The organism is Saccharopolyspora tripterygii, from assembly GCF_054778355.1.
This window is the reverse complement of sequence record NZ_BAAGZP010000001.1, coordinates 128,699-150,937: the sequence shown is the minus strand read 5'-3', so window position 1 is coordinate 150,937 and position 22,239 is coordinate 128,699. Positions and strand designations below refer to the sequence as shown.

General features: G+C 67.2%; 30 protein-coding genes. 16 read left to right on the top strand and 14 right to left on the bottom strand.

Annotation, left to right across the window (positions count from 1 at the left end; all coding sequences use genetic code 11):
- Positions 1-224: 224 nt before the first annotated feature.
- The 3 genes from ACYVF3_RS00815 (at position 225) to ACYVF3_RS00805 (ending at position 1,365) form a co-directional block, all read left to right on the top strand.
- On the top strand, positions 225-563 hold the full coding sequence (locus ACYVF3_RS00815) for an HNH endonuclease (RefSeq protein ID WP_461152356.1): 339 nt from the start codon (positions 225-227) through the stop codon (positions 561-563).
- Positions 564-599: 36 nt separating this feature from the next.
- The gene (locus ACYVF3_RS00810) at positions 600-869 is read left to right on the top strand and encodes a hypothetical protein (protein ID WP_461152355.1); all 270 of its coding nucleotides are present in this window, start codon (positions 600-602) and stop codon (positions 867-869) included.
- A 148-nt stretch (positions 870-1,017) separates the two neighbouring features.
- Complete coding sequence (locus ACYVF3_RS00805; RefSeq protein ID WP_461152354.1) at positions 1,018-1,365, top strand: hypothetical protein; 348 nt, start codon at positions 1,018-1,020, stop codon at positions 1,363-1,365.
- A 72-nt stretch (positions 1,366-1,437) separates the two neighbouring features.
- On the opposite strand, the gene ACYVF3_RS00800 is transcribed toward ACYVF3_RS00805, so the two are convergent.
- Entirely contained in the window at positions 1,438-1,908 is a 471-nt protein-coding gene (locus tag ACYVF3_RS00800; RefSeq protein WP_461152353.1) for a hypothetical protein, read from the bottom strand.
- Positions 1,905-2,102 carry a type II toxin-antitoxin system HicA family toxin gene (locus ACYVF3_RS00795; RefSeq protein WP_461152615.1) on the bottom strand — a complete coding sequence of 66 codons (198 nt, stop codon included), beginning with the start codon at positions 2,100-2,102 and terminating at the stop codon, positions 1,905-1,907. Before ACYVF3_RS00795 ends, ACYVF3_RS00800 begins: the two co-directional genes overlap by 4 nt.
- Before the next feature lie 148 nt (positions 2,103-2,250).
- Here ACYVF3_RS00795 and ACYVF3_RS00790 point away from each other — a divergent pair, with 148 nt between their 5' ends.
- Positions 2,251-2,550, top strand: coding sequence for a hypothetical protein (locus tag ACYVF3_RS00790; RefSeq protein ID WP_461152352.1), 300 nt, complete (start codon positions 2,251-2,253; stop codon positions 2,548-2,550).
- A 661-nt stretch (positions 2,551-3,211) separates the two neighbouring features.
- Here ACYVF3_RS00790 and ACYVF3_RS00785 read toward each other — a convergent pair.
- Together ACYVF3_RS00785 and ACYVF3_RS00780 are read right to left on the bottom strand one after the other, a co-directional pair.
- Positions 3,212-4,717 (bottom strand): exonuclease domain-containing protein, encoded by a 1,506-nt coding sequence (locus tag ACYVF3_RS00785; RefSeq protein WP_461152351.1) that lies wholly within the window; start codon positions 4,715-4,717, stop codon positions 3,212-3,214.
- 272 nt (positions 4,718-4,989) lie between these two features.
- Positions 4,990-5,826: a metal-dependent hydrolase gene (locus tag ACYVF3_RS00780; RefSeq protein WP_461152350.1), complete on the bottom strand. Its 837-nt coding sequence runs from the start codon at positions 5,824-5,826 to the stop codon at positions 4,990-4,992.
- On the opposite strand from ACYVF3_RS00780, the gene ACYVF3_RS00775 reads away from it, so the two are divergent.
- On the top strand, positions 5,825-6,139 hold the full coding sequence (locus tag ACYVF3_RS00775) for a hypothetical protein (protein WP_461152349.1): 315 nt from the start codon (positions 5,825-5,827) through the stop codon (positions 6,137-6,139). The genes ACYVF3_RS00780 and ACYVF3_RS00775 overlap by 2 nt on opposite strands.
- Position 6,140: 1 nt before the next feature.
- Here the strand turns inward: ACYVF3_RS00775 and ACYVF3_RS00770 are convergent, their stop codons facing one another.
- The 8 genes from ACYVF3_RS00770 to ACYVF3_RS00735 form a co-directional block, all read right to left on the bottom strand.
- Positions 6,141-7,970 (bottom strand): hypothetical protein, encoded by a 1,830-nt coding sequence (locus ACYVF3_RS00770; protein WP_461152348.1) that lies wholly within the window; start codon positions 7,968-7,970, stop codon positions 6,141-6,143.
- A complete protein-coding gene (locus ACYVF3_RS00765) occupies positions 7,967-8,164 on the bottom strand; it encodes a hypothetical protein (protein WP_461152347.1) in 198 nt (65 codons plus the stop codon). Before ACYVF3_RS00765 ends, ACYVF3_RS00770 begins: the two co-directional genes overlap by 4 nt.
- Before the next feature lie 83 nt (positions 8,165-8,247).
- Positions 8,248-9,672, bottom strand: coding sequence for a hypothetical protein (locus ACYVF3_RS00760; protein ID WP_461152346.1), 1,425 nt, complete (start codon positions 9,670-9,672; stop codon positions 8,248-8,250).
- A gap of 4 nt (positions 9,673-9,676) precedes the next feature.
- A complete protein-coding gene (locus ACYVF3_RS00755; RefSeq protein WP_461152345.1) occupies positions 9,677-10,096 on the bottom strand; it encodes a hypothetical protein in 420 nt (139 codons plus the stop codon).
- A gap of 19 nt (positions 10,097-10,115) precedes the next feature.
- Positions 10,116-10,649, bottom strand: coding sequence for a hypothetical protein (locus ACYVF3_RS00750; RefSeq protein ID WP_461152344.1), 534 nt, complete (start codon positions 10,647-10,649; stop codon positions 10,116-10,118).
- The gene (locus ACYVF3_RS00745) at positions 10,649-11,074 is read right to left on the bottom strand and encodes a hypothetical protein (protein WP_461152343.1); all 426 of its coding nucleotides are present in this window, start codon (positions 11,072-11,074) and stop codon (positions 10,649-10,651) included. The genes ACYVF3_RS00750 and ACYVF3_RS00745 overlap by 1 nt, the downstream gene beginning before the upstream one ends.
- Positions 11,074-12,345 carry a DUF2637 domain-containing protein gene (locus ACYVF3_RS00740; protein ID WP_461152342.1) on the bottom strand — a complete coding sequence of 424 codons (1,272 nt, stop codon included), beginning with the start codon at positions 12,343-12,345 and terminating at the stop codon, positions 11,074-11,076. Before ACYVF3_RS00740 ends, ACYVF3_RS00745 begins: the two co-directional genes overlap by 1 nt.
- Before the next feature lie 38 nt (positions 12,346-12,383).
- Positions 12,384-12,692 carry a hypothetical protein gene (locus ACYVF3_RS00735; protein ID WP_461152341.1) on the bottom strand — a complete coding sequence of 103 codons (309 nt, stop codon included), beginning with the start codon at positions 12,690-12,692 and terminating at the stop codon, positions 12,384-12,386.
- 125 nt (positions 12,693-12,817) lie between these two features.
- Here ACYVF3_RS00735 and ACYVF3_RS00730 point away from each other — a divergent pair, with 125 nt between their 5' ends.
- From ACYVF3_RS00730 to ACYVF3_RS00695, 8 genes are read left to right on the top strand one after another with little or no spacing between them, the layout of a single operon-like run.
- Positions 12,818-13,372, top strand: coding sequence for a hypothetical protein (locus ACYVF3_RS00730; protein ID WP_461152340.1), 555 nt, complete (start codon positions 12,818-12,820; stop codon positions 13,370-13,372).
- Positions 13,365-13,727, top strand: a complete 363-nt coding sequence (locus ACYVF3_RS00725) for a hypothetical protein (protein WP_461152339.1) — start codon at positions 13,365-13,367, stop codon at positions 13,725-13,727. Before ACYVF3_RS00730 ends, ACYVF3_RS00725 begins: the two co-directional genes overlap by 8 nt.
- Before the next feature lie 8 nt (positions 13,728-13,735).
- Positions 13,736-14,494 carry a hypothetical protein gene (locus tag ACYVF3_RS00720; protein WP_461152338.1) on the top strand — a complete coding sequence of 253 codons (759 nt, stop codon included), beginning with the start codon at positions 13,736-13,738 and terminating at the stop codon, positions 14,492-14,494.
- The gene (locus ACYVF3_RS00715) at positions 14,491-14,772 is read left to right on the top strand and encodes a hypothetical protein (RefSeq protein WP_461152337.1); all 282 of its coding nucleotides are present in this window, start codon (positions 14,491-14,493) and stop codon (positions 14,770-14,772) included. The genes ACYVF3_RS00720 and ACYVF3_RS00715 overlap by 4 nt, the downstream gene beginning before the upstream one ends.
- A complete protein-coding gene (locus ACYVF3_RS00710; RefSeq protein ID WP_461152336.1) occupies positions 14,762-15,739 on the top strand; it encodes a phage terminase large subunit family protein in 978 nt (325 codons plus the stop codon). The genes ACYVF3_RS00715 and ACYVF3_RS00710 overlap by 11 nt, the downstream gene beginning before the upstream one ends.
- A gap of 8 nt (positions 15,740-15,747) precedes the next feature.
- Positions 15,748-17,334 (top strand): hypothetical protein, encoded by a 1,587-nt coding sequence (locus tag ACYVF3_RS00705; protein ID WP_461152335.1) that lies wholly within the window; start codon positions 15,748-15,750, stop codon positions 17,332-17,334.
- Entirely contained in the window at positions 17,331-18,011 is a 681-nt protein-coding gene (locus tag ACYVF3_RS00700) for a hypothetical protein (RefSeq protein WP_461152334.1), read from the top strand. The genes ACYVF3_RS00705 and ACYVF3_RS00700 overlap by 4 nt, the downstream gene beginning before the upstream one ends.
- Positions 18,012-18,027: 16 nt before the next feature.
- Positions 18,028-18,936 (top strand): hypothetical protein, encoded by a 909-nt coding sequence (locus tag ACYVF3_RS00695; protein ID WP_461152333.1) that lies wholly within the window; start codon positions 18,028-18,030, stop codon positions 18,934-18,936.
- 134 nt (positions 18,937-19,070) lie between these two features.
- Here ACYVF3_RS00695 and ACYVF3_RS00690 read toward each other — a convergent pair whose 3' ends face one another.
- Entirely contained in the window at positions 19,071-19,493 is a 423-nt protein-coding gene (locus ACYVF3_RS00690; protein WP_461152332.1) for a helix-turn-helix domain-containing protein, read from the bottom strand.
- A complete protein-coding gene (locus ACYVF3_RS00685) occupies positions 19,490-19,744 on the bottom strand; it encodes a hypothetical protein (RefSeq protein WP_461152331.1) in 255 nt (84 codons plus the stop codon). Before ACYVF3_RS00685 ends, ACYVF3_RS00690 begins: the two co-directional genes overlap by 4 nt.
- Positions 19,745-19,947: 203 nt before the next feature.
- On the opposite strand from ACYVF3_RS00685, the gene ACYVF3_RS00680 reads away from it, so the two are divergent.
- Genes ACYVF3_RS00680 through ACYVF3_RS00670 form a run of 3 tightly spaced genes read left to right on the top strand, consistent with a single transcriptional unit; the run spans position 19,948 to position 22,200 of the window.
- A complete protein-coding gene (locus ACYVF3_RS00680; protein WP_461152330.1) occupies positions 19,948-20,670 on the top strand; it encodes a hypothetical protein in 723 nt (240 codons plus the stop codon).
- An 18-nt stretch (positions 20,671-20,688) separates the two neighbouring features.
- The gene (locus ACYVF3_RS00675) at positions 20,689-21,081 is read left to right on the top strand and encodes a hypothetical protein (RefSeq protein WP_461152329.1); all 393 of its coding nucleotides are present in this window, start codon (positions 20,689-20,691) and stop codon (positions 21,079-21,081) included.
- Positions 21,082-21,093: 12 nt separating this feature from the next.
- Positions 21,094-22,200 carry a major capsid protein gene (locus tag ACYVF3_RS00670; RefSeq protein WP_461152328.1) on the top strand — a complete coding sequence of 369 codons (1,107 nt, stop codon included), beginning with the start codon at positions 21,094-21,096 and terminating at the stop codon, positions 22,198-22,200.
- Positions 22,201-22,239 lie beyond the last annotated feature (39 nt).

Below are 22,239 nucleotides of genomic sequence, written 5' to 3'. Positions count from 1 at the left end.
GTGAGAAGTTCACGCCGAGGCGCGTCGACTCCACCTACTGCAGCCGGTTCTGCGAATGCGCCGCCCGCGACACCGATGACCTCGATGCCGCCCGTGAACTGCTGACCCGCCGGCGGGAAGCGCGTGACGCCGCGATCATCGACCCGCTCTGCGAGTGGTGCGCGGACAAGCCCAAGCGCAACTCGCAGGGTGCCCGCCCATCCCGCTTCTGCTCCAAACGCTGCATGCGCGCCTGGCACAGCGCTGCGCGCCGCGACACACCCAGTAGCCGCCACGGGCACGGGAACTACGCACACAAGCAGCGCACACTGGAGCTGGGCGTGGAAAGCCCCGGCGTCACGTGGACCCAGTGGCGACCGATCCTCGACTTCTACGGCCACCGCTGCGCCTACTGCGGCAGCCCCGACGACATCGAGATCGACCACGTCATCCCGGTCACCCGCGGAGGCTTGCACGAGCCGGGAAACGTGATCCCGGCATGTCGGCCGTGCAACCGGGACAAGGGCAACCAGCTACTCCACGAGTGGCGGCCGGACCTCGTCCTTGACCGGCCCGCGCTGTAGGCGCTGTCCGTCTTGTGAAAGGAGGGCTGACCGGTGGTGACTGACCGGCAGTGGGAGCGACGCCGTGCCGACCAGGCCCGGATCGAAACCGTCGCGGACGCCCTGCGGAAGGCGTCTCGGCAGCAGCAGGCCGACTCCATCGCCGGCCACGCACCGGTCATCCCCACCGAGCGGTGGATCGTGCTCCGGCACCTCGACGCGCTCGGACTCGCGGCCGGCCGCGGCGAGCTCACCGACAGCGTCCGCCGCAGCGCCCTCGAACTGTGCGAGGCCATCAGTAGGGAACTCGACGGCGAAACCAGGTGACGAACCGTCCCGGTGCTGGTCAAGGCATACCGGCGGGGCAGCCATGCACAGGTTATGCACAACTCTGTCCACATCTTGAGTTGCGTCGTGCGCGGACTTACCAGTGAATACCCACTGCAATCCGCAAATCCTTGGGAAAGGCCGCGCAATGCCTGCTGACAACTCGACCACAAACCGCTATCTGGAGGTGCTACTCGCGTTCCGGCGCGACGCTCTATCGGCTACCGAAGCGGTCGAGCGCATCCGACTGATCGGCCGTACCTCCGGGCCGGATCTCGCCCCTGTCGACCTGAACCTCTATCTCGATCGCATCGATGCCGGTATGCGACTTGGCCACCTGAACACCTATAAGGACGGTCGGCCGTCGCTGCACGCAATCGAGCGGTGGTTGCGCACTTATGGGCGGATGCGGTCCGTTCTCGCGAAAGAGCTCGGACGCGTGTACTGGTCCGAACGCATGGGGTTAGACCTTTCGACGGGGTGGCGTGACGAGTAGTCGGCGATCGGAGTTCCCTGCCGCGACTGACTCGGCCCCGTACCCGTTCGTTGGGTACGGGGCCGGTTGGCGCTACACGCTGGTGCGGTTGTTCCCACGGATTGTCAGGCCGCGCTGCTTGGCACGCGCAATCAGCGAGTTCCGCTGCTTGCGGGGCTCTTCTGGGCTGAGCTTCGCCAACTGCGACACCCGCTGCGGCGCGATACCCAGCACGGCGGCGATGTCGTTGCCGGAGAGCCCGTCGGTCTTCAACTCAGAGACGACCCTGCGGTAGTTGATCGCCGCCTCGGACTTCGCCAGCTCGGCCTCCAGGTTGGCCTCCAGCGCCTCCTGCACCTTCGCGCCCAGCCTGCCACCGACCCTGAACTCCACCGACACATCGACGTCTGTGATCGGCACGTCGAGCATCGCGGCGGCGAGGTCGTTGGCCATGTGGCGGGCCTCGGCGACGCTGCGGCCCTGGGTCATGCCGAGTTCGCCGACGTCAACGACCCACCACCGACCTTCCCGCGTAGCGGTGGCCGTGTACTCGTGCTTCGTCACTTGATCCACCCCCTGGGTAGGCAAGCCAGTTGCTTCTCGACGCTTTGGACCACAACTGGGCTGATCTTGCTGTGGCGTGGTACCGGGGCTTGGTGTTGCCCGCAGGGGCAGCCGAAGACTTCGTGATTGCCGCGGTTGCGGATCGTGCGGCAACCGTGGTGTTCGAGCAGTCTGACCAGGGCGGTCCGCTTCATCTCTTTGAACACCACGAGGATAACTCTACCCACCCTTGATACGTCCATCAAGGGTGGGTAGATGGTTACCGGAGCGGGTGTGTGACGTGCCCGCACGCCAGCACTCCCATACTCGCTCGCCACACCCCCGCCGCCACATCCTGCCGCCATGACAACCAGCAGCAACAACGCCGATACCAGCACCGGTAGCAGGGCGACGAGCGGCCGCACCAGGTCGACCAAGGCCACCGCCACCTCCACCGGCAGCGAGGCCGCCACCAACGCCACCTCCAGCAGCGGCGACAGCGGCAACGTCATGTTCACCGCCGAGGGCACCGACACCAGCCACGGCGTCCCGAAGGTCGCCAGCGCCTCGGACTACCCCGACTCGCGGCAGGTCACCGACGGCGACTGGAACCCCGAGACCCACGGCGAACCGCCGGACACGAAACCCGCACGGAACTTCTGAGGTGGCGTTACTGATGGCCAAGGGCAAGCCGAGCCGGGGCACGCCGGCGGACAAGCGGTTGAAGCCGAACATGCGACGTCGGGGCCGCCGTGGCAAGTGAGCGTCGACAGGCGTGAGCTAGACCATCCACCATGTCCACCATGTCCACTGTTTTCGCAGGTCAGCGGCTTATGTGGAATACTGTGGGTCGTGAACACACCATCGGTCCGCGTCATCTTGGAACTGGATTCAGCTAGCCCTCTGATCGAGATGATTGCCGAGCACGTCAGCCATGAACTTGCCCGCCGGTCATCGCCCGACACGCCACAGCGAGCGGATCGTCGTTCCGTGACGGTCGACAAGCTGGTTCGGCACTTCCGAAACCTTGGGTGCAGGACCTTCACCCCACGCGAAGGCGCCGAAGCCCTTGGTCTCATCCAGCCCGGCGACGATGAAGACGATGTACGGGATGCCTGCGCACAGGTGCGCGACGTCGTCTACGAAGCCACTGGGTTACGCGCTGAACAGAACCGCGACTCTCGATATGGCGGTCCACGTCCCCGGTGTTTCCACGTACGCGCTCTAGAAAGGGCTGCACTGCTAACCGACTAGCCGAGCGACACGAACGTCCCGGACCCATCACTGGGTGCGGGAGCGAACACCGATGTTCGGGGAAGGAACGTTAGCGATAGCTCGGCAGGGTGATCGGCCTCGCCGACTCTTCCCATCCCCAAAACGGCGGATCCTCCCGCCGGCGCCACCTGTGCTGGAAGTAGGCGGCCCGCTCTGCGCGCTCCTGCTCTCTGCGCTGCTTCCACTGCCTCTGTTCCTCGAATAGTGCGCGGATCCGCGTTTCCTCGGCGTCGACAGCTTTCCGAACGCTTCGCGTCCCCTTGTCCAGTGACACGATGGTCAGCCCTAGCTCGCGTGCCTTGCGCAGTTGCGGGGTATCAGCTTTGGGGTCAGCCGCGGCAACGAACCGCACGGTGTCCGTGAGTCGCTTCGCGACATTGCCACCGTGAGTGGTAACGAAGGCCGTGAGCTCCGCGATCGCGTCTTCCGGTCCGTCGATGCCGATCCGCCAATTTCGCAAATGTCTGTTGGTTGCCGGTTTCTCGATGGCTTCGACGACCAGGTGCTTCCCAAGGTCGCGGTGCCCAAGGTCGTGCGCGAGCTGGGCAAGTTGGTTGCGACGAAACGATGTCATCGACTCTGGCGAGTCGAGCGGCTCGGATGCAGTAGACCGTTCCCAGGCTTGTTGGTGCAGCTGAACCAGCCGCTGCTGGCTAAACCCACCCTGGCGAGCGAGTTGTTCCATGCGCCAGCCTTCGTCCTCGACGATCCGTTTGTCGGCGATGATCTCGTTGAGTGCTTCGACGTAGGCCCGTTCGGCAGTAGGGCTCACGGGGTGTTGGAGTCCGGTACGGGGAAAGCGATGCGCGAGCGCCCCCAGGTAGCCGCGATCCCGGTTGGCCAGTTGGACAGCGCGAGGATGAATGCGTGCAACCGGGCCGGCGGGGTTGCTGCGCTGTGGCTCGGGGCCAACATAGTTCAGCGGAGTCGGGGCGGTCTCAAGCAACCAAACCATCAGTTTTGCCAATGCACGGCTATCTCCGAGAGCCGTATGGGCGTCCTCGATCCACTCGTCCGTAGCGGTCTTGTACAGCGTCTTCAGGCTGTAGAAGGGTCCGTCGAGTTGTGCGCGACTGGTCACAAAGCTGCACAGACCCACCAGCTTGGGACGCTCGTGGCCTACACGTTCAACCTCGGCCTTAAGGAACTTGTCCTCGAACTCCAGGTTGTGCGCGACGACAACCGTGCCGGACAGCAACTGCAGGATGTCGGGAAGAGCTTCAGCAAACGTAGGTGCACCTGCGACATCTTCGTCGCTGATTCCGTGGATCTCTGTGCTCTTCCCGATCTTCCGTTGTGGGTTGATCAGTGAGGAGTACTCGTCAAGGACCGTGCCGTCTCCTCGGAAGCGGACGATGGCGACTTCGCAGATCCGCTGACGGCGCGGATCCAACCCTGTTGTCTCCACGTCGATGGCCGAATAGAGCATGTCTCGTGCGGGTGTGCCCGGAGCTGAGCGAGATAGGTAGACCGGTTCAAACAGGCGCAGCGGGTGCCGGCCCTTCGGGGCAGTAATCCTGCCCTGGGGTTGTTTCACTCGTCCGTTGTGCTTCACGTTCCTGGCTGATGGTGAGGCACGGGGGGCGGTTCGTTTGGCAGATGGCTGTTGCGCTTCCGCCTTCTGCTTGATCCGTTCGATGAGATTTCGGAGCCACCCCATTGACTGTGTCCTCCATCGGCGCTACTTGCTTGTAGCGGCGAGTAGATCACTTGGCCCGAGCAGTGATCTAGCCATCAGAACGGTGACACACCTGCCGAGAATCCGGCACGAGACACAAGAGCCCGCCCCGGGCGGTGCCAGGGCGGGCTTCCCCTCGATCGGACTGGCTACGTCGGCAGCGTCGACATGGCGGCCAGGTCCGGCAGCAGCAACAGGCCCACCAGCACCAGGCACGCAACCTCGATCACCCGCTCGATGCGCTTCCCGGACTTCGAACCGACTCGCCACCGCAGCGCCTCCGGCAGCACGTGGCTACGCCGCCACCGCGAACCCGAGCACACCACCGGGGGGACGCACTTCTCGCACCGCCGACGGAACGGCCAACACCACGGGATCCCGCTTCGCGTCGCCGAGTCCCCCGCCGAATGCACGACCATCCCGACCGTGATGCTCGCCCCGGCCCACCAGCCGAGGTCCTCGATCGCCCCCGTGACCATCAGCGCCGCGGTGATGAACACCGCGGCCCCGAGCGCCTGCATGTCCCGGTGGGTCCGGAGGCGGCGGCGAACCCACGCCGGGCCGGACCGCGACAGCGCGCCGATCCCCGGTGTGAGCACGACCACGAGCGTGGCGATGGTGACCCACGGGGTGATCAGTGCACCGAGCGCCACGAGCAACCCGAGAACGCCGGCGAAAATCGGGGTGTGCACCAGGCCGCGATGCTCCCCATCACCAGGTGGATCGCACGGTAATCGCGTCGACCGGTAGGCCACCCGCGCCATCCACTGAAACGACTCCCCCAGCACCCACGTCACCGGACCACCGGACCGGTACGCCGTCGCACCATCAGCGTCCAAGTCCGGAAGCAGGGCGGCGCCGGCACCCAACAGCGCGCCGACCGCGGTACACGCGACCCCGAGCTCGGCGCCGGTCAAACCACCGACCACCGAGCTCGTCAACGCTCCCGCCAACGCTCCCGTCGCCGCGTGACCACCATTCATCATGACGCTGCTCCTCTACAGTGCGGATGTGTCTCTGAATCACGATGTGCAGAACCTCGCCGGCGTGAACGACGACGAGATGGACAAACTCATCGGGCTACGTGCCGCAATCGCGGTTGCCGGTGCGCACGACAAGCCCGTGGTCGACAGCCTGATGCGGCAGTTCGTGCCGTGGCTTCAGAACTCCGGCAACGCGTCCGACAAGGTGAAACGCCGCTACACGCTGCTCACGATTTGCGAAGCGCAGCCGCAGGGAATGCCGACCGACCCCACGAAACTGCGGAAACTCGTGGAATCCCTGTACAGCCTGGCCTGAATCAGAACGCCTTCAGCGCGTCCCGCGCCTGCTTCATCGACAGCCCGGTTGCCTGCATGACGGCGACCGGGTTTTTCGCGCACCCGTCCCCCAGTGCCTGCGCCACCAGGTCATCCGCCGACGCCGTGGTGCTACCGGGCTGCGTCTCTGGCGTCTCTTCCGGTTCGTCCACGACACCCATGCGCGGCAACGGGATATCCGCGGCCTCGGGCTCGTGCTCGACCTCGACCACCGGCCAGTCCTTCGGGTTCTCCAGCAGCAGAGCCCGCGCCCGGATCTTCCGCGAGGTCATCATGTAGCCGAGACCGTGCGTCGCCGCGCCGTTCGGGAACTCCGACGGTAGGTCACGCAGCGCCTCGGGCATCGGATCCCCGGTGGAGATCATGCCCTCGTTGCCCTTCTCCATCGTCCGCAAACCGACGATCGTCCCGGACTTCACCTGATCCCGAAGGACCGTGGAGTTGCCCAGCTGCTTCGCCGTCGGCGCCTGGGTAGCGAGGATCAGGCACACGCCGAACTTCGCGCCCTCCTGCCCGATTCGCTCGCACATCCGCACGATGTCGCGGTTGTCGACCTCGTCGTCACTCATCAGCCGCTTGTGGGCCTCGTCGATGATCACGGGGATCAACGGCATGCCCGGTGTGGGCTCCAGCGAGCCACCACCCTGTCGTTCCAGGATCGGGCGGCGGGCATCCATGCGGTCCAGGGCGTACCGCAGCACCTTCTTCGCATCCGCCCGGGTCTTGGCGAACATCTTCACTCGCCCGATCCACTGCGGCAGCGACGCACCACCGCCACCGTCGATAACCAGCGGCTCGACACGGTCCGACATGCTGCACTCGGTGAGGATCAGGTCCAGCACCTTGGTCTTGCCAGAACGCGTGATGCCGGAAACGAGCCCGTGCTTGGCACCCGCGCCCGGGTCCCACAGCTTCCAGAACAGGGTCTCGGCGTCCGCGGTGACCATCAGCTTGAACTTGCCCGTCGCCGAGTCCAGCCCGGGTCCGGTCCAGCGGGTCGTTGCCTGCAGCGGATCCGATGTCAGCACTGTCATCCGCGCCTGGCGGACGCTGACACCGGGGATCGACTCGATGAACACCCGCTTGTCAGGCAAGTCGTACACCGAGTGGATCAATTTCCGCTCCTGGAACACGTCCTCCCAGTGCCCGCCGATCGGCTGCTGGACCGTTGCCTTCCACCCGTAGGCGAAGTCGCTGAGCTCGTTGATCGACGAGCCTTGGGTCTTGCCATTGGCGCCGATGTAGGTCTTCCACACCACCTGCCGCGGGTCGAGCTCGACGGGACTCGACGGGGCCTCGTCGGTCGAACCAGCGTCGGAGGCGCGTGCTGCGGCAGTGTCGGAAGGCGCGTGGAACTCAGCGGTGACGTCCGGGTCCTTCTCGCTGTGTCGTACCCACCACGGGAGCGAAATCAGGCATCCCACGCCGTACATGAGGGCTGCGGCCACCGACTTCCCGCCCGCGACACCAATGCCTGCCTGGAACATGGCCGACGCGACAGCAGCGATACCCACGTACACGCGACCCTGCCAGCCGGTGTGGCCATGCGCGTAGGCGTAGGCACCGCCGGCACCACCCCACCCGGCAAGGATCGGCAGTAGCGCTTCGGGCCCGTCGAGCTCGGCAGCGGCGGCACCGGCAGCGTGTGTGGCGGCCATGCCCACCAGCGGGACGGCCTGCATGCGCCACCGCTTCGCCAGCCGCATCGTTTCCTGACGCAGCTCCTGCAGCGACTGGTCGTGTTCTGGCTCTGAGGTGCTGCGGCCAGCGGTGCTGGTTTTCGAGGTTTCCGCCTGCTTGGTCGCGGTCATGCCGTCTCCTTGCCCCGCCGGTAGACCTCGACGCCGTTGCTGCGCAGCAGGTCGAGTCCTTCCTCCGTGATCGCGCCAACGAACTCGCCGAGCGACTCGCGGTCGTAGACCTCCCACGAGCCTTCGATGCCTCGGGCGACACCGATCGAGTCGAGGTTTTCCAGCACGTAATCAATCGTGTCCTGGAATTCCATGACGGTTCCCCTCTCCAGCCCCGGCCTGTCCGGGTCTGCACCCCACCCCGACCGAAGTCGGGGCAGGACACACACCGGGCAGGTCAGTACTCGTCGTACCAGGACTTCGTGGCCACGTTCTGCGAACCGCCAGCGTCAGCGGTCGCCTGGGCCAGCGGCGCGTGACGGCTCTCCACGTGCCGGTGCAGACCGCCGACCTGATCCGCCAGCGACTCGATGTCGTCGGTGATGTCCGAGAGCTGGTTGAGGGTTTCGGTGTCGAGGCTGTTGGCGGTCAGACCCTCGTTGAGTTCGGTGACGCACTCGTGGACCTTGTCCATCAGCGTCTTGAGCTGGGCGATGGCCACGACGCTGCTGGTGTAGCCCTCGCCCGCGGTGTCGAGGGTCCCGGTGCGGGCGGGTTCGATAGCGCTCATGGTGTTCGTGATCTCCTTCGGTTCGGGTTCTTCCTGCTCGTCCACGCGTTCCGCGTCGACGTAGATCCGAGACGGTTTCTCGTCCTTGTCCCGCTGTGCCCGGTACTGGGCGGCGCAGACGTTGCATCGCGTACCGGCCTCGTCAGTCCGGCGCCCGCATTCGCAACGGGCACCGCGGGGCTTCTCCCTCGCTGCGCCGGGCCGCCGGGAGCCCCCGGAGCCCTGGCAGCGGCGGCACGGAATGTGCTTGTGCACCCCGCCGAAACCAGTGATCAGCTCGCCAAGCCCGGCGCAGTCCGGGCACAACCCGCGGGCTTCCGCCTCGTCCGGGCCTAGGTCCGAGTTCCGGCAGTTCTTGTGCCGCTCGGCTTCCTCCTGCGCAGCCCGCTCCTGTGCGCGTTCTCGCCGGTTCATCGCCTCGATCTGGCACATGGCGCAGAACTCTGAGCCGCTCGCGGCGAGCATTCCGCACCGGTTCGCGCACCTCGGCGGCAACGGCCGCTCCTCGGTGATGTCTCGGTCGTGCACCACCGTCGACTCGAACCAAGGGTCCTCGGTCGTCTCATCAGCCGGGCGGGAGGTTTCTGCAGGCACGCAGTCCGGGCACACGCGGCCGTACCGGAGGTCGTCGACGAGCAGGTTGTCGGTGATCCAGCCGCCGCAGCGCCCGCAGACCCCGAGCACGATCGGATCGCTCGTGCCGCGGTTGGCTTTCCGCCAGGCCCGGAACGTGTCGCTGTACCTACGCCCGGCCTTTCCCGCCTCAATCCCCAGGTAGTAGCCGGAACGCCCGCCGGCCACCGCGCCCGAGTACGCGCCGACCACGCCAGCGCCAACAGCTGCGATGGCGCCGCCGGCGATGTATCCGGCCGCGTAGCCCCACCACAGCACATGCCGTGGGCCGCGGGAGATCGCCGAGTCGAACCGCGCTTCCCATTGGTCGGCGCGTTCCTGGCGCTGTCGTTCCCGCTGGGCGCCGCGTTCCTCGGCGCGAGCCTTTGCGTCGGCCCAACGGGCGGCGGATCGGGTCTTTCCTTGATCCCATGCGTGGGTGATGGCCGCAGCCGCCACCATCGCCAATATCAGCAGCATGCGATCAGCCCCCGATCAACGGGCCGACGACGGAGACAACCGCACCACCTGCGTTTCCGCTGAACGCCGCCATGGCATCGGGAAAGACTCCCGCCCCGCCGTAGCAAATCAGCGGCCACAGAATCAGGCCGGTGCTGGTCGCCTTCACATCCATGTTCCCGTCCTTCAAATCAGCGCCGATGAAAAACGCCAGGACGAGGGCGATCGCGGCGAAAACAACCGACCACGCGTAACCGAACCCGGTAATCAGATTTCCGAACCACGGGCCGATGAAGGTCGAAACCAACAGCGCACCGGTGCAGAACGCGAGGATGGGAACGAGCAAGCCGGGCTTCTTCTTCATCTTTTTGGTGCGGCGCATCATGAGGAAGAAGACGACGGTGAGTGCGAGACCAACGATGTTGGCGGTGATGAGAGCGAACACGGTGGGACTCCCTGGGAATTCAGATCGCCAGAACGACGATCACGACGGCGATAGCGAGGAAGACGTAGAAGCGGAGCGGGGCGCATAGCCACGCGACCGCTTGGAGGGTGATGTAGGCGATCAGGGGCGGGATGCTGGCGGCCTGCCCGAACTTCCGCAGACCGTCCATGTCACCGGCCCACGTGGCGCGGCGGACCCGCGTCACCCGGTCCCGGATCGACGGCGGGCGGGACCGGTAGACGGTGCCGTCGAACGCCTCGACGGCGGTGCTTTTCGCGTCCGAGAGCCACACCTTCGAGGCGTCGCGGACCTTGACCAGCGGGCCGGGTGCCGTGCGGGCCACGATCTCCGCGCCCGGGGCGCCGTCACCGTCGGTGTCGGTCGCGGCGCGGCGGGGGAACTGCACGAGGTTGTCGTCGATGGCGGCGTTGGACTCGGCCGTGTAATCTCCCGCGCCCGCGTGCGCGTCCGCACGCGCACGCTCCCAATTGGGGGCTGATTTAGCCGCCCCAGAGGACGTCTCGGCGGTGTCCCATGCTTCGGGGATCGGCATCACTGACCCCCTCCTCTCGACTCAAACCGCCGGGCCTCGGCGGAAAAATGCTGGCTGTAGTGGACGAACATCCGGTCACGCTCGGTGTCCGGTAGCCCGTGGATCACGCCCTGCAGCACCGCGAGAACCTCACCGAGTCCGCGGGCGTCGTGGCCGGCCTCCGACAGGCGGGTCAGCTGGGACTCCCGGCGGCGCCCGGTCATCCAGACCCGGTCGATGCCCTTGCGGGCGTGTCCGGCGACCTCGTCGCGGAGGTTGCGCACCTCGCGTCGGGTGCCGTGGTGCCGTAGAGCGCTGACCAGCGCGTCTGCGGCGGCCCGGTACTGCTCGATCGGTGTGGTGGCGCGCTGCATGCGGTCGGTGTGGAACGCGGCGGCGCGGCGGTCGCGCCGGATCCGGCGGGGCACTCGTTGGCGGGTGGCCATCACGCCTCCCCAGGCTTGTCGGGGTCGAAGCCCTCCTCGGCCCAGCGGTACCCGCGGGACACCGCCGAGGGGCTGATGCCGAGATCGCGGGCGATCTCCACACCGGGCTTGCGGCGCGGGTTCTCTCCGGCCTTCATGCAGTCGTGCCAGTAGCGGGCCGCGACGTGTTCCTGGCGCTCGGCCTTGGCTTGTACGACGCGCTTGCTGCGGGGCTTGCGCGGGGTGGACTTGCGGGGCGTTGCAAGCGGCTCGTCGTCTTGCACGGTGTCGTCGTGCACGGCCTCGTCGGGCTTGTTGTGCAAGCCGTCGTCGGCTTGCTGTGCAAGACCGGTGTTCTTGCACTCGGGGTCTTGCACGGGCTTGTTGTGCAAGGTCTCGCCGTCTTGTTCTGCAAGCCCGTTGGTCTTGCACTCGTCGTCTTGCACGGTGTCGTCGTGCAAGCCGTTCGGGTCGTGCTGTGCAAGCTCGTTGTTGCTGGACTCCTGGCTTGCACGGTCTTCTTGTACGGCGTCGTGCAAGCCCCACACGGCGAGCATGTCGCCCGGGTTCTGCAAGGCTTGCAAGTCCTCGATCAGCGGGTCCTTGCACGGCGGGAACAACGACTCACCAAGGTCTTGCTCGATCGCCTTGTCGTCGGCCTTGCGCGACGCGTCCAGTGCGGGCTTGTTCGCGCCCGGCAGGGACTGCTCGAACTGCTCCCGCAGCAAGCCCTTCACGGTCTTGTACTGGCCGAGCAGAGCGATGCGGTAGGCGGTGTTCCAGCCGCAGTCGAGGTTGGTGGCGATGGACACGGTGCGCCACGCGTAGATCGGGTGCCGGGTGACCTGCGCGGTGCGGCGTGCAACGCGAACGGTGCGGTCGATCGCGGCTCGCCGGATCTCCTCGGCGGTGCGGTCGGCCTGCACCTCCCGGTCCCACCGCAGCACCATGTGCACGATCAGCGGACCGGCGATCGACATGCCGCCGAGCACGATTCCGGTGAGCACGTCGCCGCGGAGCATGTTGTGCCACGCGTTGACGCCCGCGTTGATGCAGGAGAACAGCCACATCAACCGCTCGTAGCGGCCGGACGGCCGGTTGTTGATGACGGCGAAGGCGGTGAACACCGTGAACACCCACGCGACGCCCTCTACTGCAATGGGGGTGAGAAAGGCGAGGTTGAGCCACGGCAACGCATCGACGGGCGTGGAATCACTGAGGCTGTCCCGGTAGAAACCCACCTGCGTCAGCACGATGACGACGCCGAGAAGAGTGGCCGCGCAAAGGGCCACCGTCCAAACGATGCGGCGCCCGCGCTTGGGGTGCGTGGTCATTTCGGGTTCTCCGACTCCCCCGGCGAATCGTTGATGTGGTCGTTGGTGAGGAAGGGCTTGGCCCAGCGGTGGAGCGTGTTGCGGGGAATTCCGGTCAGTTCCGCCAACCGTCTGTAGTCCCATCCGTCTCGGCGCACGGTTTCAGCGATCAGCCACCCGGCGGTCAGTTTCCAGTTGTTGCGCGCCGCGTGGGTGTGCTGAATGAGCTGCACCAGCTCCTCCGGTGTCTTGGTCGAGAGGTCAACTGGTGGGAGGTGTTTGACCAGTTGGCGGAGGGTTTCCGCGTCGAGGTTTCCGGGTTGCATGGGGCGACGGTAGCAGCGTTGTCCCAAAAATGGGACAGGCTGTGTGACGCGATCACTGGGCACTAGATGGCATGATCGTGGGCAACCAGCGGAAACATCGGAAAGAAAAGTTCCAATCACTGAAGGTGACCACTCGATATGACCAGCCCAAGGTGGTGACCACGATGGCGAACCCGGCCAGCTCCCCCGCATCCCCACAGAACGTCGCCAACACCCAACGCCGCGAACGCGCCCTGCAGCTACGACTCAGCGGCGCCACGTTCCAGCAGATCGCCGACGAACTCGGCTACACCGACAAGACCGCGGCCTACAAGTCCATCCGCCACGCCCTCGACCGGATCGGTAGGGAAGAAGCGCAGGAACTGTTCGACCTCGACCTCGCCCGCCTCGACCGGCTCCTCATGGCCGTATGGCCGCAGGCGATGAAGGGTGACCTGTTCGCGGTGGACCGGGCGCTGAAGATCATGGAGCGGCGGGCACGGATGGTCGGCTACGACGGGGTGCAGCTCACCATCACGAGCAGCAGCGGGGATGCACCCGTGGCCAACGGACTCCCCAGCCTCGCCGACATCCTCGGCACCGAGACCGGCGAAGTGGAGCAGCGCATGGCGCGGGTCCTGCACGACGCCCTGCCCGCCGTGGTCGACCAGCCGAGCAACGACGGTGATCAACGTGGGTAAGCAGCCGGGCGCGACGATGGTGAACATCCGCATGCGCGAAACTCTCATCAGCAAGGTCGATCAAGCAGCGGAAACCGCCAGCTTGCAGCGGTCCGCGTGGTGCCGGGAGCTCATCACCGCCGCGATCGAGTCCGGCCTGTCCCTGCACGAGCTCTGCCAGCTCATCGGCGCGGCACCATCCGCACCACCCACCCTCTTCCCACTCCTGCCCGGCCCCGCCAGCGAACCACCGAAGCGAGAACTGGGGCGACGCCGCATCCTCACCGGCGGCTGCCTCCACCCCGTGCACCAGGTGCGCCGCTACCCGACCGTGGACGTGTGCGCGGGATGCGACACGGTCCTGCGGCAACGGTGACCGCAGGTGTGGACACCACGAAACTCGCCGAGCTGCCCGCCGACCAGGTCGAGGAACTCGCCTGCGCCGCACACCTCGGCGTGTGGACCCAACGGCGCCTCGGCCTGCACATGTCCACGCTGCACTGGGAATGGGCGGACCTGGCGATGAACCATCGGCGCCTGGCGCTCGTCGCGCCCCGCGAACACGGCAAGTCGGAGTCCCTGTCGGTCAACGCGACCGCGTGGCGGTCGATCTACACCCCGGGCATCTACACGTACCTGTTCGCCCTCACCGGCGACCTCGCCGAGGAACTGCTGGCCCGCACCCGCACCGTCATCGACAGCGTCCGCCCCGACCTGGTCGCCACCGCCCAGCGCGACAACTCCACAGACCTGATCCTCGGAAATGGGGCCCGCATCCGGGCCGCCGGCGCCGGGAAACGCACCCGCGGTGGCCACCCCGACGTCATCATCGGCGACGACGTCCTCGACGACGAGAACGCGGGCACGAGCACACAGCGCCGCAAGATCCATCGTTGGTGGTTCGGATCCGTCGTACCGATGGCACATCCTGGGACAATGCGCCGAATCCAGCACGCCGATGGCACCAGCCGGCAGGTCGAGCTCCCGGCCACGCGGGTGCATCTGGTCGGTACTCCGTTCCACGCCGCGGACCTCCTCATGTCGATGCGCGACAACCCGCTGTGGTCGTTTCGCCGGTACGCCGCCGAGTTCCACCCCCGGCAGCTCGTCGGCGACACGTTTGCCGTGGAGGCGCGGCGATGACTACACCCGAACATCACCCTTACGTCGGCTGCCGCCTCGAACTCCCGTCGCTGCGCGGTGAGGTGACCGTCATCGCCACACACCTACGCGACTCCGGTGACCTCACGTGGCGGGAACAGGCTGCGGCGTGGATCTGCGCCACCCTGGACGAAACCGCGCACGTCGTCGACGCGCTCGTCGACAGCACCCCGGAACAGCGCGCCCGCCTCGTCGAGGAACTGCAGGCCGCCTCGGAGGCGCTGGAGGCCATCGAAGTTGGTGATGACGATGGCGGATAGCAAGCTCGGTCGCCGCGTCGTCGGCGCGAACACCGGCGGCACGCGGGAGGGTTCGGTCGTGGTGCCGTCCGTGTCGCCGGTGGTGACCCGCACTTCGCTGTGGCCGGAACGGTGGCCCGCGATCGCCCTGCAGTCGTGCATCGACACCGTCGAGGCCGCACCGGTGGAGCAGCAGTCGGAGGTGCGGCGGAACCTGCCGTGCGACACCTGTCCCGAGAACGCCCGGTGCTTGAACGCCAAGCGCAAGGAGATCGGGCCGCTGCTGTTCGACCGCGAGATCCAGACCGCGCCGCGGGCCGCCGAATCGTCCCTGTTCCCCCGGGACCTCATGGCCCCGATGCTCGATGCGGACGCCGAATGCCTGCCGCACTACCGAAAACCGTTCGGGGTCGAGGACCGGTACGTGGTCGTGTCCGGCTGGGACTTGGCCTGGTCGGAGAAGGTCGGCGGCGACTACCTCGTGCGGGTCACCGCCCTGGCCGATCGGCGCACCGGGCACATGCGGCTGCTGGACCTGCACCGCGAACGCGGACTGCGCTACACCCAACAGTGCGAGCTCATCGCCGCCGACCACTACCGCTACTCGACGGACCTGGTGGTCATCGAGGGCGACGCGGCGCAGACGATCTGGCGGCAGAACCTCGAAGAGACCACGTCGGTCCCGGTCATCTCCCACCACGTGGTCGGCAGCAAGAAAGACCTGCACGTCGGCGTGCCCGGCATGCTCATCGACTTCTCCAACCGGCGCTGGACCCTGCCGCACCGGACCGGGGGACGCGGCTACGACGCCGTGGAGACGCTGCTGGATGAGTTCGAGGCGTTCGGCTGGCAGGACGACAAGCTCGAAGGTTCCGGTGAGCACGACGACACCGTCATGGCGTTCTGGCACTGCTGGTGGGGCCTGCGACTCATGCTCGGCGGCGCCGGCAGCGAAACGTATCGGGGCATCCAAACCGGGCGAGCCTAGGAGGGGCGATGAGCGCACCAACCGCACAGCGACGTGAACAGACCTGGCCCACCCGCGAGGACTACCTCGCCGACCAGGAACATCAGCGGGCCGAGGCGGTGGCCGAACGGCGCCGCTACTACGAGGGCATCCAGTACGACGACGACAACGACGACTGCGCCCGCCAGCTCGCCCAAGCGGATACCAGTGGTGAGAAGTCGCTGGTGCGGCTGCTGTTCGACACGTTCCAACTACCCGAGCACCTGCGGAAACACGCCTACTCCACCCAGTTGCGGGAGTGCGTCGACTTCATCGCCGACCGCCTTGCTCAGGGCTTCGCGGTTGAAGCCGAACCGCACGAGGTGTCGGAGGTGATCACCGCGTGCCTGGACGCCACACCCGAGCTGTCGTCGTCGGATGACGACGAGCAGCGGTCGGTGACCACCGTGTTGCGGGAGGCGTGCAAGACCGGGGACGTGCCGGTGCTGATCCGGTGGGATGCCGCGGACGGTGCGTGCTGGCTTGAGTTCTGGGACTCCGAGCAGGTCGAGGCCCGGTTCGCCGAGGGGCGGCCGGACCGGTTGGAGAAGGTGATCGTCCGGCAACGCGACTGGCGGCAGGTCGACGGCGAAACCCGGCAGGTCACGCTGCGCCGGGAGTGGACCCTCGACGGCGATCCGGGTGCACAGCAGGCCGTGGAGCGGGTGTACGTCGAATCGGACGACGACACCACCGAAACCGTGGTGGAACTCCACGAGTGGGGTGTGCCGGTGCTGCCGTGGTGGATCGTGCGCGGCTACACCGACGGTCTGCGGTCCACCCGCGGCACGAGCCTGATCTCCGAGCAGGCGATGCGCACGGCCGACCGCTACAACGCCGTCGAGCAGGTGTCGTGGCTGATCGCCCGCTACAACTCCCACGGCAACCTCGTGGTCACCGGGGATGCGGCGATGGTGCAGCAGGACACCAAGCCCATCCACAAGGACGTCGCCGACGTCCTCACCTTCCCCGGCGGCACCTCAGCGGATGTGATCACGCTGCCGACGGATCCGGCGATGATCGAGCACCAGCGCGGTGTGCTGCTCGAAGCGCTCTACGGCAGCTTTGGGTTGACCCGGGTGGATCAGGAGACCGTGTCGAACCTCGGCGCGATCTCCGGGTACGCGCTGGAGATCCTCAACCAGCGCTCCGAGGTCACGTTCTCCCGCACCCGATCGCAGCTGGTGAAGGACATCAAAGCCCTGTTTATGCGCGTCGTGGACTGCCACCAGGCGTGGAGTAGCGACGACGACGGGGATGAGGCGCCACCTGTCGAAGACCCCACCGGGCAGCGGCGCATCACCGTGCACCTGGGCACCGGCTACGTCGTCGACAAGGCCCTGATCCGCGACGACTACCTCGCCGGCCTGATCTCCCAGCGCGAGGCGCTGCGGCAACGCGGATGGACCGATGAGCAGATCGACGACATGCTCAACGAGCAGGCCGAAGAACAGCAGGCCCGAACCCCCGAGGTAGCGGCCGAAACCAGCCTGTTCGGTACCTCCACCCAGGCCGGTCGTCTCCTCGGTGACGCCGACCGCGTGGAACCGGCCCGCAACGGGGGTGGTGTGCGGTGACCGCAACAACCCGCTCGGCCAGCAAAGACCTGGTCATCGCCTCGCAGCGCCTCATGGACGGCCTGCTGGATGTGGAGGAGTCCGCGTTCCGGGTCCTCGATGCCGGCGTGCAGCAGGTGGCGGATGCGACTCGCGAGAACATCGTTGCCGCCGAGCGCCTCTCCCCGGCCAAGCTCGACCGCGCCGACCTCGTGCCCGACGACCAGTGGCTCGCCGCCGTTCTGCTGCCCCCGGTGGCCCAGTTGATCGCCGCGGCGCGGGAACGTGCCCTGGCGGTGGCGAAACGGCAGATGCAGTTGCTGTCGGCGCAGGTTGGCCCGCACGCCGCCGGGGCTGCGCTCGGGGGTGAGCAGGCCGCGTTGCGTGCCGCCGACGAGGTCGAGCGACTCACCTACCGGCAGGCCACCGACGGCCTGCTGGCCGCGGTCGTTCCGGTGCGTGGTGACGTGGTGGAGCAGCGCCGGTTGTGGAAGGCGCGGCACGAGCCCCGCGAGGCGCTCATCGCCCGCTGCTGCACCCAAGACCGGGTCGGCCTACCGGGTGCGACCCGGGGTGTGGTGTGGGCGCTGCGGCCCCGCATGCACAGCATCGCCCGCGCCGCGTCGGTCGACACCTGCAACGCACTGTTGATGGCCTCCATGCGGGGGTGGAACACCCATGCCACCGACACCCCGTAGACCCCGCATCCCGCGGGTGCGGAAACAGCTGCTCGCCGTGGTCGATTCGCGGACGACGATGGTGTGCCTCGATGCGGCCGGGCAGATCCGGGAGGCCGACGAGCCGTTCGACACGTTGATGGGCGAGCTCGCCGCGCCACCGTTCCACATTCACTGCCGCAGCACGGTGGTTCCGTGGATCGCGGGCCGGATCAGCGAACAACGCGATGCGGCGAACGCCGAGATCCAGGCACGGCCGATCACGGAGAAACGCAAGAGCCCCGAGGGCTACATGGGGTCGTTGCCGCCCCCGGCACCCGCGTCGGCGGCAGTGCAGATCATGCGCGGCCGACCGGCCGATGTACCGGCGGCCCCGGGTGCGCGGATCCCCTCGCGGTTCCGCAACGACATCACCGAGTGGTCCTCGACACTGGCCCGCCTCACCCGCACCGAGCGGGCCCGCACCGACGATCTGCGTGACCCGGTGCTCGACACCATCGCGCACACCCAGGGTTTCACGGCACGTCCGAGGGTCGTGTCCGACGGGCAGTTGTCGCGCCTGATCAGCAAGGGTTTCCGTGAGGTGTGGCGCGGCGACACCGCAGATCACGCCGAAGACCTCCGCACCGGGGCGTACGTGGCGACCGCCGGGATCTACGCGGCCGGCCTGCAGTTCCACACCGCCCCGGAGGCCGCAGGCGTGTTCGCGGCTCCGGTGGTGCTACGCGCCGCGCTGGTTCCCGAGGCCCGCACGATCACGTGGGACGACCTCACCGCCCTTATCAAGGACGTGGAGGATCGGCTCACCGCCAGCCAGCGGCGCCGCTACCGGATCCTGCTCTCCGACCCTGGCCGGTTCGCTGCCGCGCTCGGCTACGACGCGATTCTGCTGCCCGATGGCGGCGTGATAGTCCTCAACCGCACGGCGCTGGTGGTGGCCCGGTGAACCCCGAGGTGATGCGTGAGGTGACCCGGCGGGTGCGGCGGATCCGTGATCTGCCACCAGCGGATCGGCGGATCATCGCCGAACATGCTCACCGGGCCACGTCGTTCGACGCGCTGCCGGGGTGGTTGCGGTCGCTACTCGCCCGGGGATAGTCCCGCTGCCTCGTCCCGTTCTCGGATCCAGGCGTCCAGGGTGGGGCGGGAGATCCCGAATTTCGCTGCCACGGATTTCTTGTCCATCACCCCGGAGTCGAACCACCGGAGCGCCTCCTCGTGCAGCTCGTCGCGCACGGTGACCAGATAGTGCTCGGCCAGGAACCGCTCGCGGCACCATGCGTCAGCGCGGGCGCTTTCGTCGCGGATCAGGCGCACCACGTTGATACCGGAAACGCCTGCAGTCGCCGCGATTTGGTCGTGCCGGGTTCCTGCGCATACTGCGCGGGTCACGAGGTCTGCGGCGTCTTGCTCGACGCATTCCAGTGATCCGTTGCCGGTGTCGTGGACGTGGTGCAGGTGGCGGACGGCGTCGGCGGCTGCCTGCAGTGGCGCGTCGGTCATGGCCTGAGCTGCTCGATCATGCGAGCGCCGGGCATGCGGGCGTCGGGCTTGGCGTTCGGGGTGACGGCGAAGTCATCGGTCTCGGTCAACACGGCCCGCTTACGGCCTCCGTCGTTGTTGATCCGGAAGTAGCTGCCGTCCGGGAACTTGATGATCCAGCCGTAGTGGTCGCGGGTGGGCATGGGGATGTCGTTGCTCCAGGGCGTGGAGGCCCAGAGCGCGTCGAGTTCGTCGTTGGTGTGGGTGTTCATGGCTCCCTCTCGCTGTGTGTAAACCACTTTACACGAGTTGGGGATGGGCGTGTGACACCAAACCGCCCGCACCCACCGCCATGTGCACCCTCGCCGTATCCGCACTGATGATCGCTGCCAGTAGGGGCACCCCAAGCACCGAACACTCCAGGTGGTGGGCGGGACACACGGGTGGACCACAGCGACATCAAGGAGCAACGGCGATGGCAGGCACCGACACCACCGAACAGCAGGCAGATTCGACCACCAGCCCCGCCCTCGACGGCGCTGGTGACGACACGGCCACGCTGCTCGGCGACATCACCACCACAGAGCAGGGGCAGGAAACCCAGTCGGACAGCGGCAGCGAGCAGGACCGGCCGATCACCCTTGCCGACCTGCGCGACGAAGCCCAGCGCATCGCCGACCGGCAGGTCACCGCGCTGATGAAGGAAGTGCGCGGCACCCACAACGGGCGACGTCGCACCACCAACAACGCGGACAGCGACCAGCAGACCGACAGCAACAAGGACCGCGAACAGGCCGCCGAGGACCGCTACAACACCCGCGAGGCGCGCATGGCGTTCCGCGAGTACCTCGGCGACTCGCACCGGTTCCTCGATGGCACCGAACGCGAACTGGCCAACCAGCTCGGCACGTCACTGCTGTCCACCGAGCTCGCCGAGCACGGTGACCCGGACCGTGCCGGGCGTAGCGCGGCGCAGTCGGTGGCCTCGCAGCTGTCGGCGTTCCGGAAGGCCGTGGAGCAGTCAACAGTCACTCGACTCCGGAACCGGGGTGCGCTCGTGACCGAGCCCGCTCGCGGCGGTGACTCCCCCGCCGGCGGCATGGGCCCCACACCGTCCACCACGGGCGACCTGCGGGTCTCAGCGCGGTCGCTGGCCGAGGAGTTCAACCGAGAGCAGGGCTACCCCGCGGCGGGGTAGCAACCAGAGGAGGAAGTCATGGCGGGTGGCGGTTTCACCGCGGGCCTGACCACGAACCGCGACCCCCTGTCGGGGTCAGTGGAGTTCCTGGCCAGCCAGCACTACATGGTCAAGCGGGGCGGGATCACCCTCGACGCATCGGCGTTCACCGCCGACGAGAACGGCGACAAGATCGTCAAGGGTGGCACGGTGCTCTACCTCAACTCGTCGACCGGCAAGTACTCGGCGACCGCCGGCACCACCGGAGACGACGCGAAGGCCAAGGGCCTGCTGTTCGCCGGAGACCTCAACGTGCGCGACGGCGACACCGTCGCCGGGCTGCTGATCCACGGATCCGTGCTCGAAGCCCGCTGCACCGGGGTCACCGACACCGTCAAGACCGACCTCGGCGACCGGATCATCTTCCAGTAAGGAGGCAACATCATGGCTGGTGCCCAGCTGTGGCAGATGGAAGAGTTCGCGCCGCCGGTCTTCCTCGACTTCGTGCGCAACCTGCTTCCCCCGCCCGCCTACCAGGGCGCGACGTGGTTGCCGAACCAGACGATCGACGACATCGAGTACGAGTACATCAAGGGGCAGAACGACGCCCCGGTGATGGCGCACATCATCGGCTGGGACTCCGAGGCCCCCATCGCCGGTCGGCCGGCGCTCGGTGAGCGGGTCCGCGGTGAACTGCCGCCGATCAAGCGCAAGACCCGCATCTCGGAGAAGGAGATCCTGCGGTTCCTCAACCCCCGGCGGGGAACCGCGGACCAGCAGAGCGCGCTGCGGGCCGTGTACAACGACACCTCCCGCCTCGTGGCCTCTATCCAGGCGCGGATGGAGTGGCTGCGGATGCAGGCCCTCTCGGAGGACACGGTCCGCTACAACGAGGGCGGCGTGATCATCGAGTTCGACTTCGGTGTGCCCGACGCGCAGCAGATCGTGCTCGGCTCGGCTGCCGGTGCCGCGACCGACGACACCGGCGCGACCCAGGGCGCTTACGGGCCGGTGTGGTCCGACGTGGCCAACGCGACGCCGCTGACCGACCTGATCACGATGTCCGATCAGATCGAGCAGGCCACGGGTGAGCGGCCTTCGACGATGGTGATGTCCCGCAAGGCCCACAACAACCTGCTGGTCAACGGCCAGATCAAGGGCTGGACGTATGCGCAGTACGCGCCGGACCGTCCGATGCAGCCGGAGGAGGTCAACCAGACCCTCGACCGGTACGGGCTGCCGCGGCCGGTGATCTACGACGTGAAGGTCGGCTCGGAGAACGCCGACGGCACCTCGACGCAGGTGCGCACGATGCGGGAGAACCAGGTGGTGCTGTTGCCGGCGCAGCCGGTGGGCCGCACCCTGTGGGGACCGACGGCCGAGTCGATCCGGACGCTCAACGGCACCCAGTATTCGGCGCAGGCACCGGGTATCTGGGCCTCGACCTACTACCAGGACGAGCCGCCGTCGGAGTGGACGAAGGCGGTGGCGGCGGCGTTCCCGTCGCTGCCGAACGTCGACCGGCTCGGCCAGTTGCAGGTCATGGCGTAGCCGAATGCGGGTTCGGCTGCGTCAGGACGGGGCACCCCA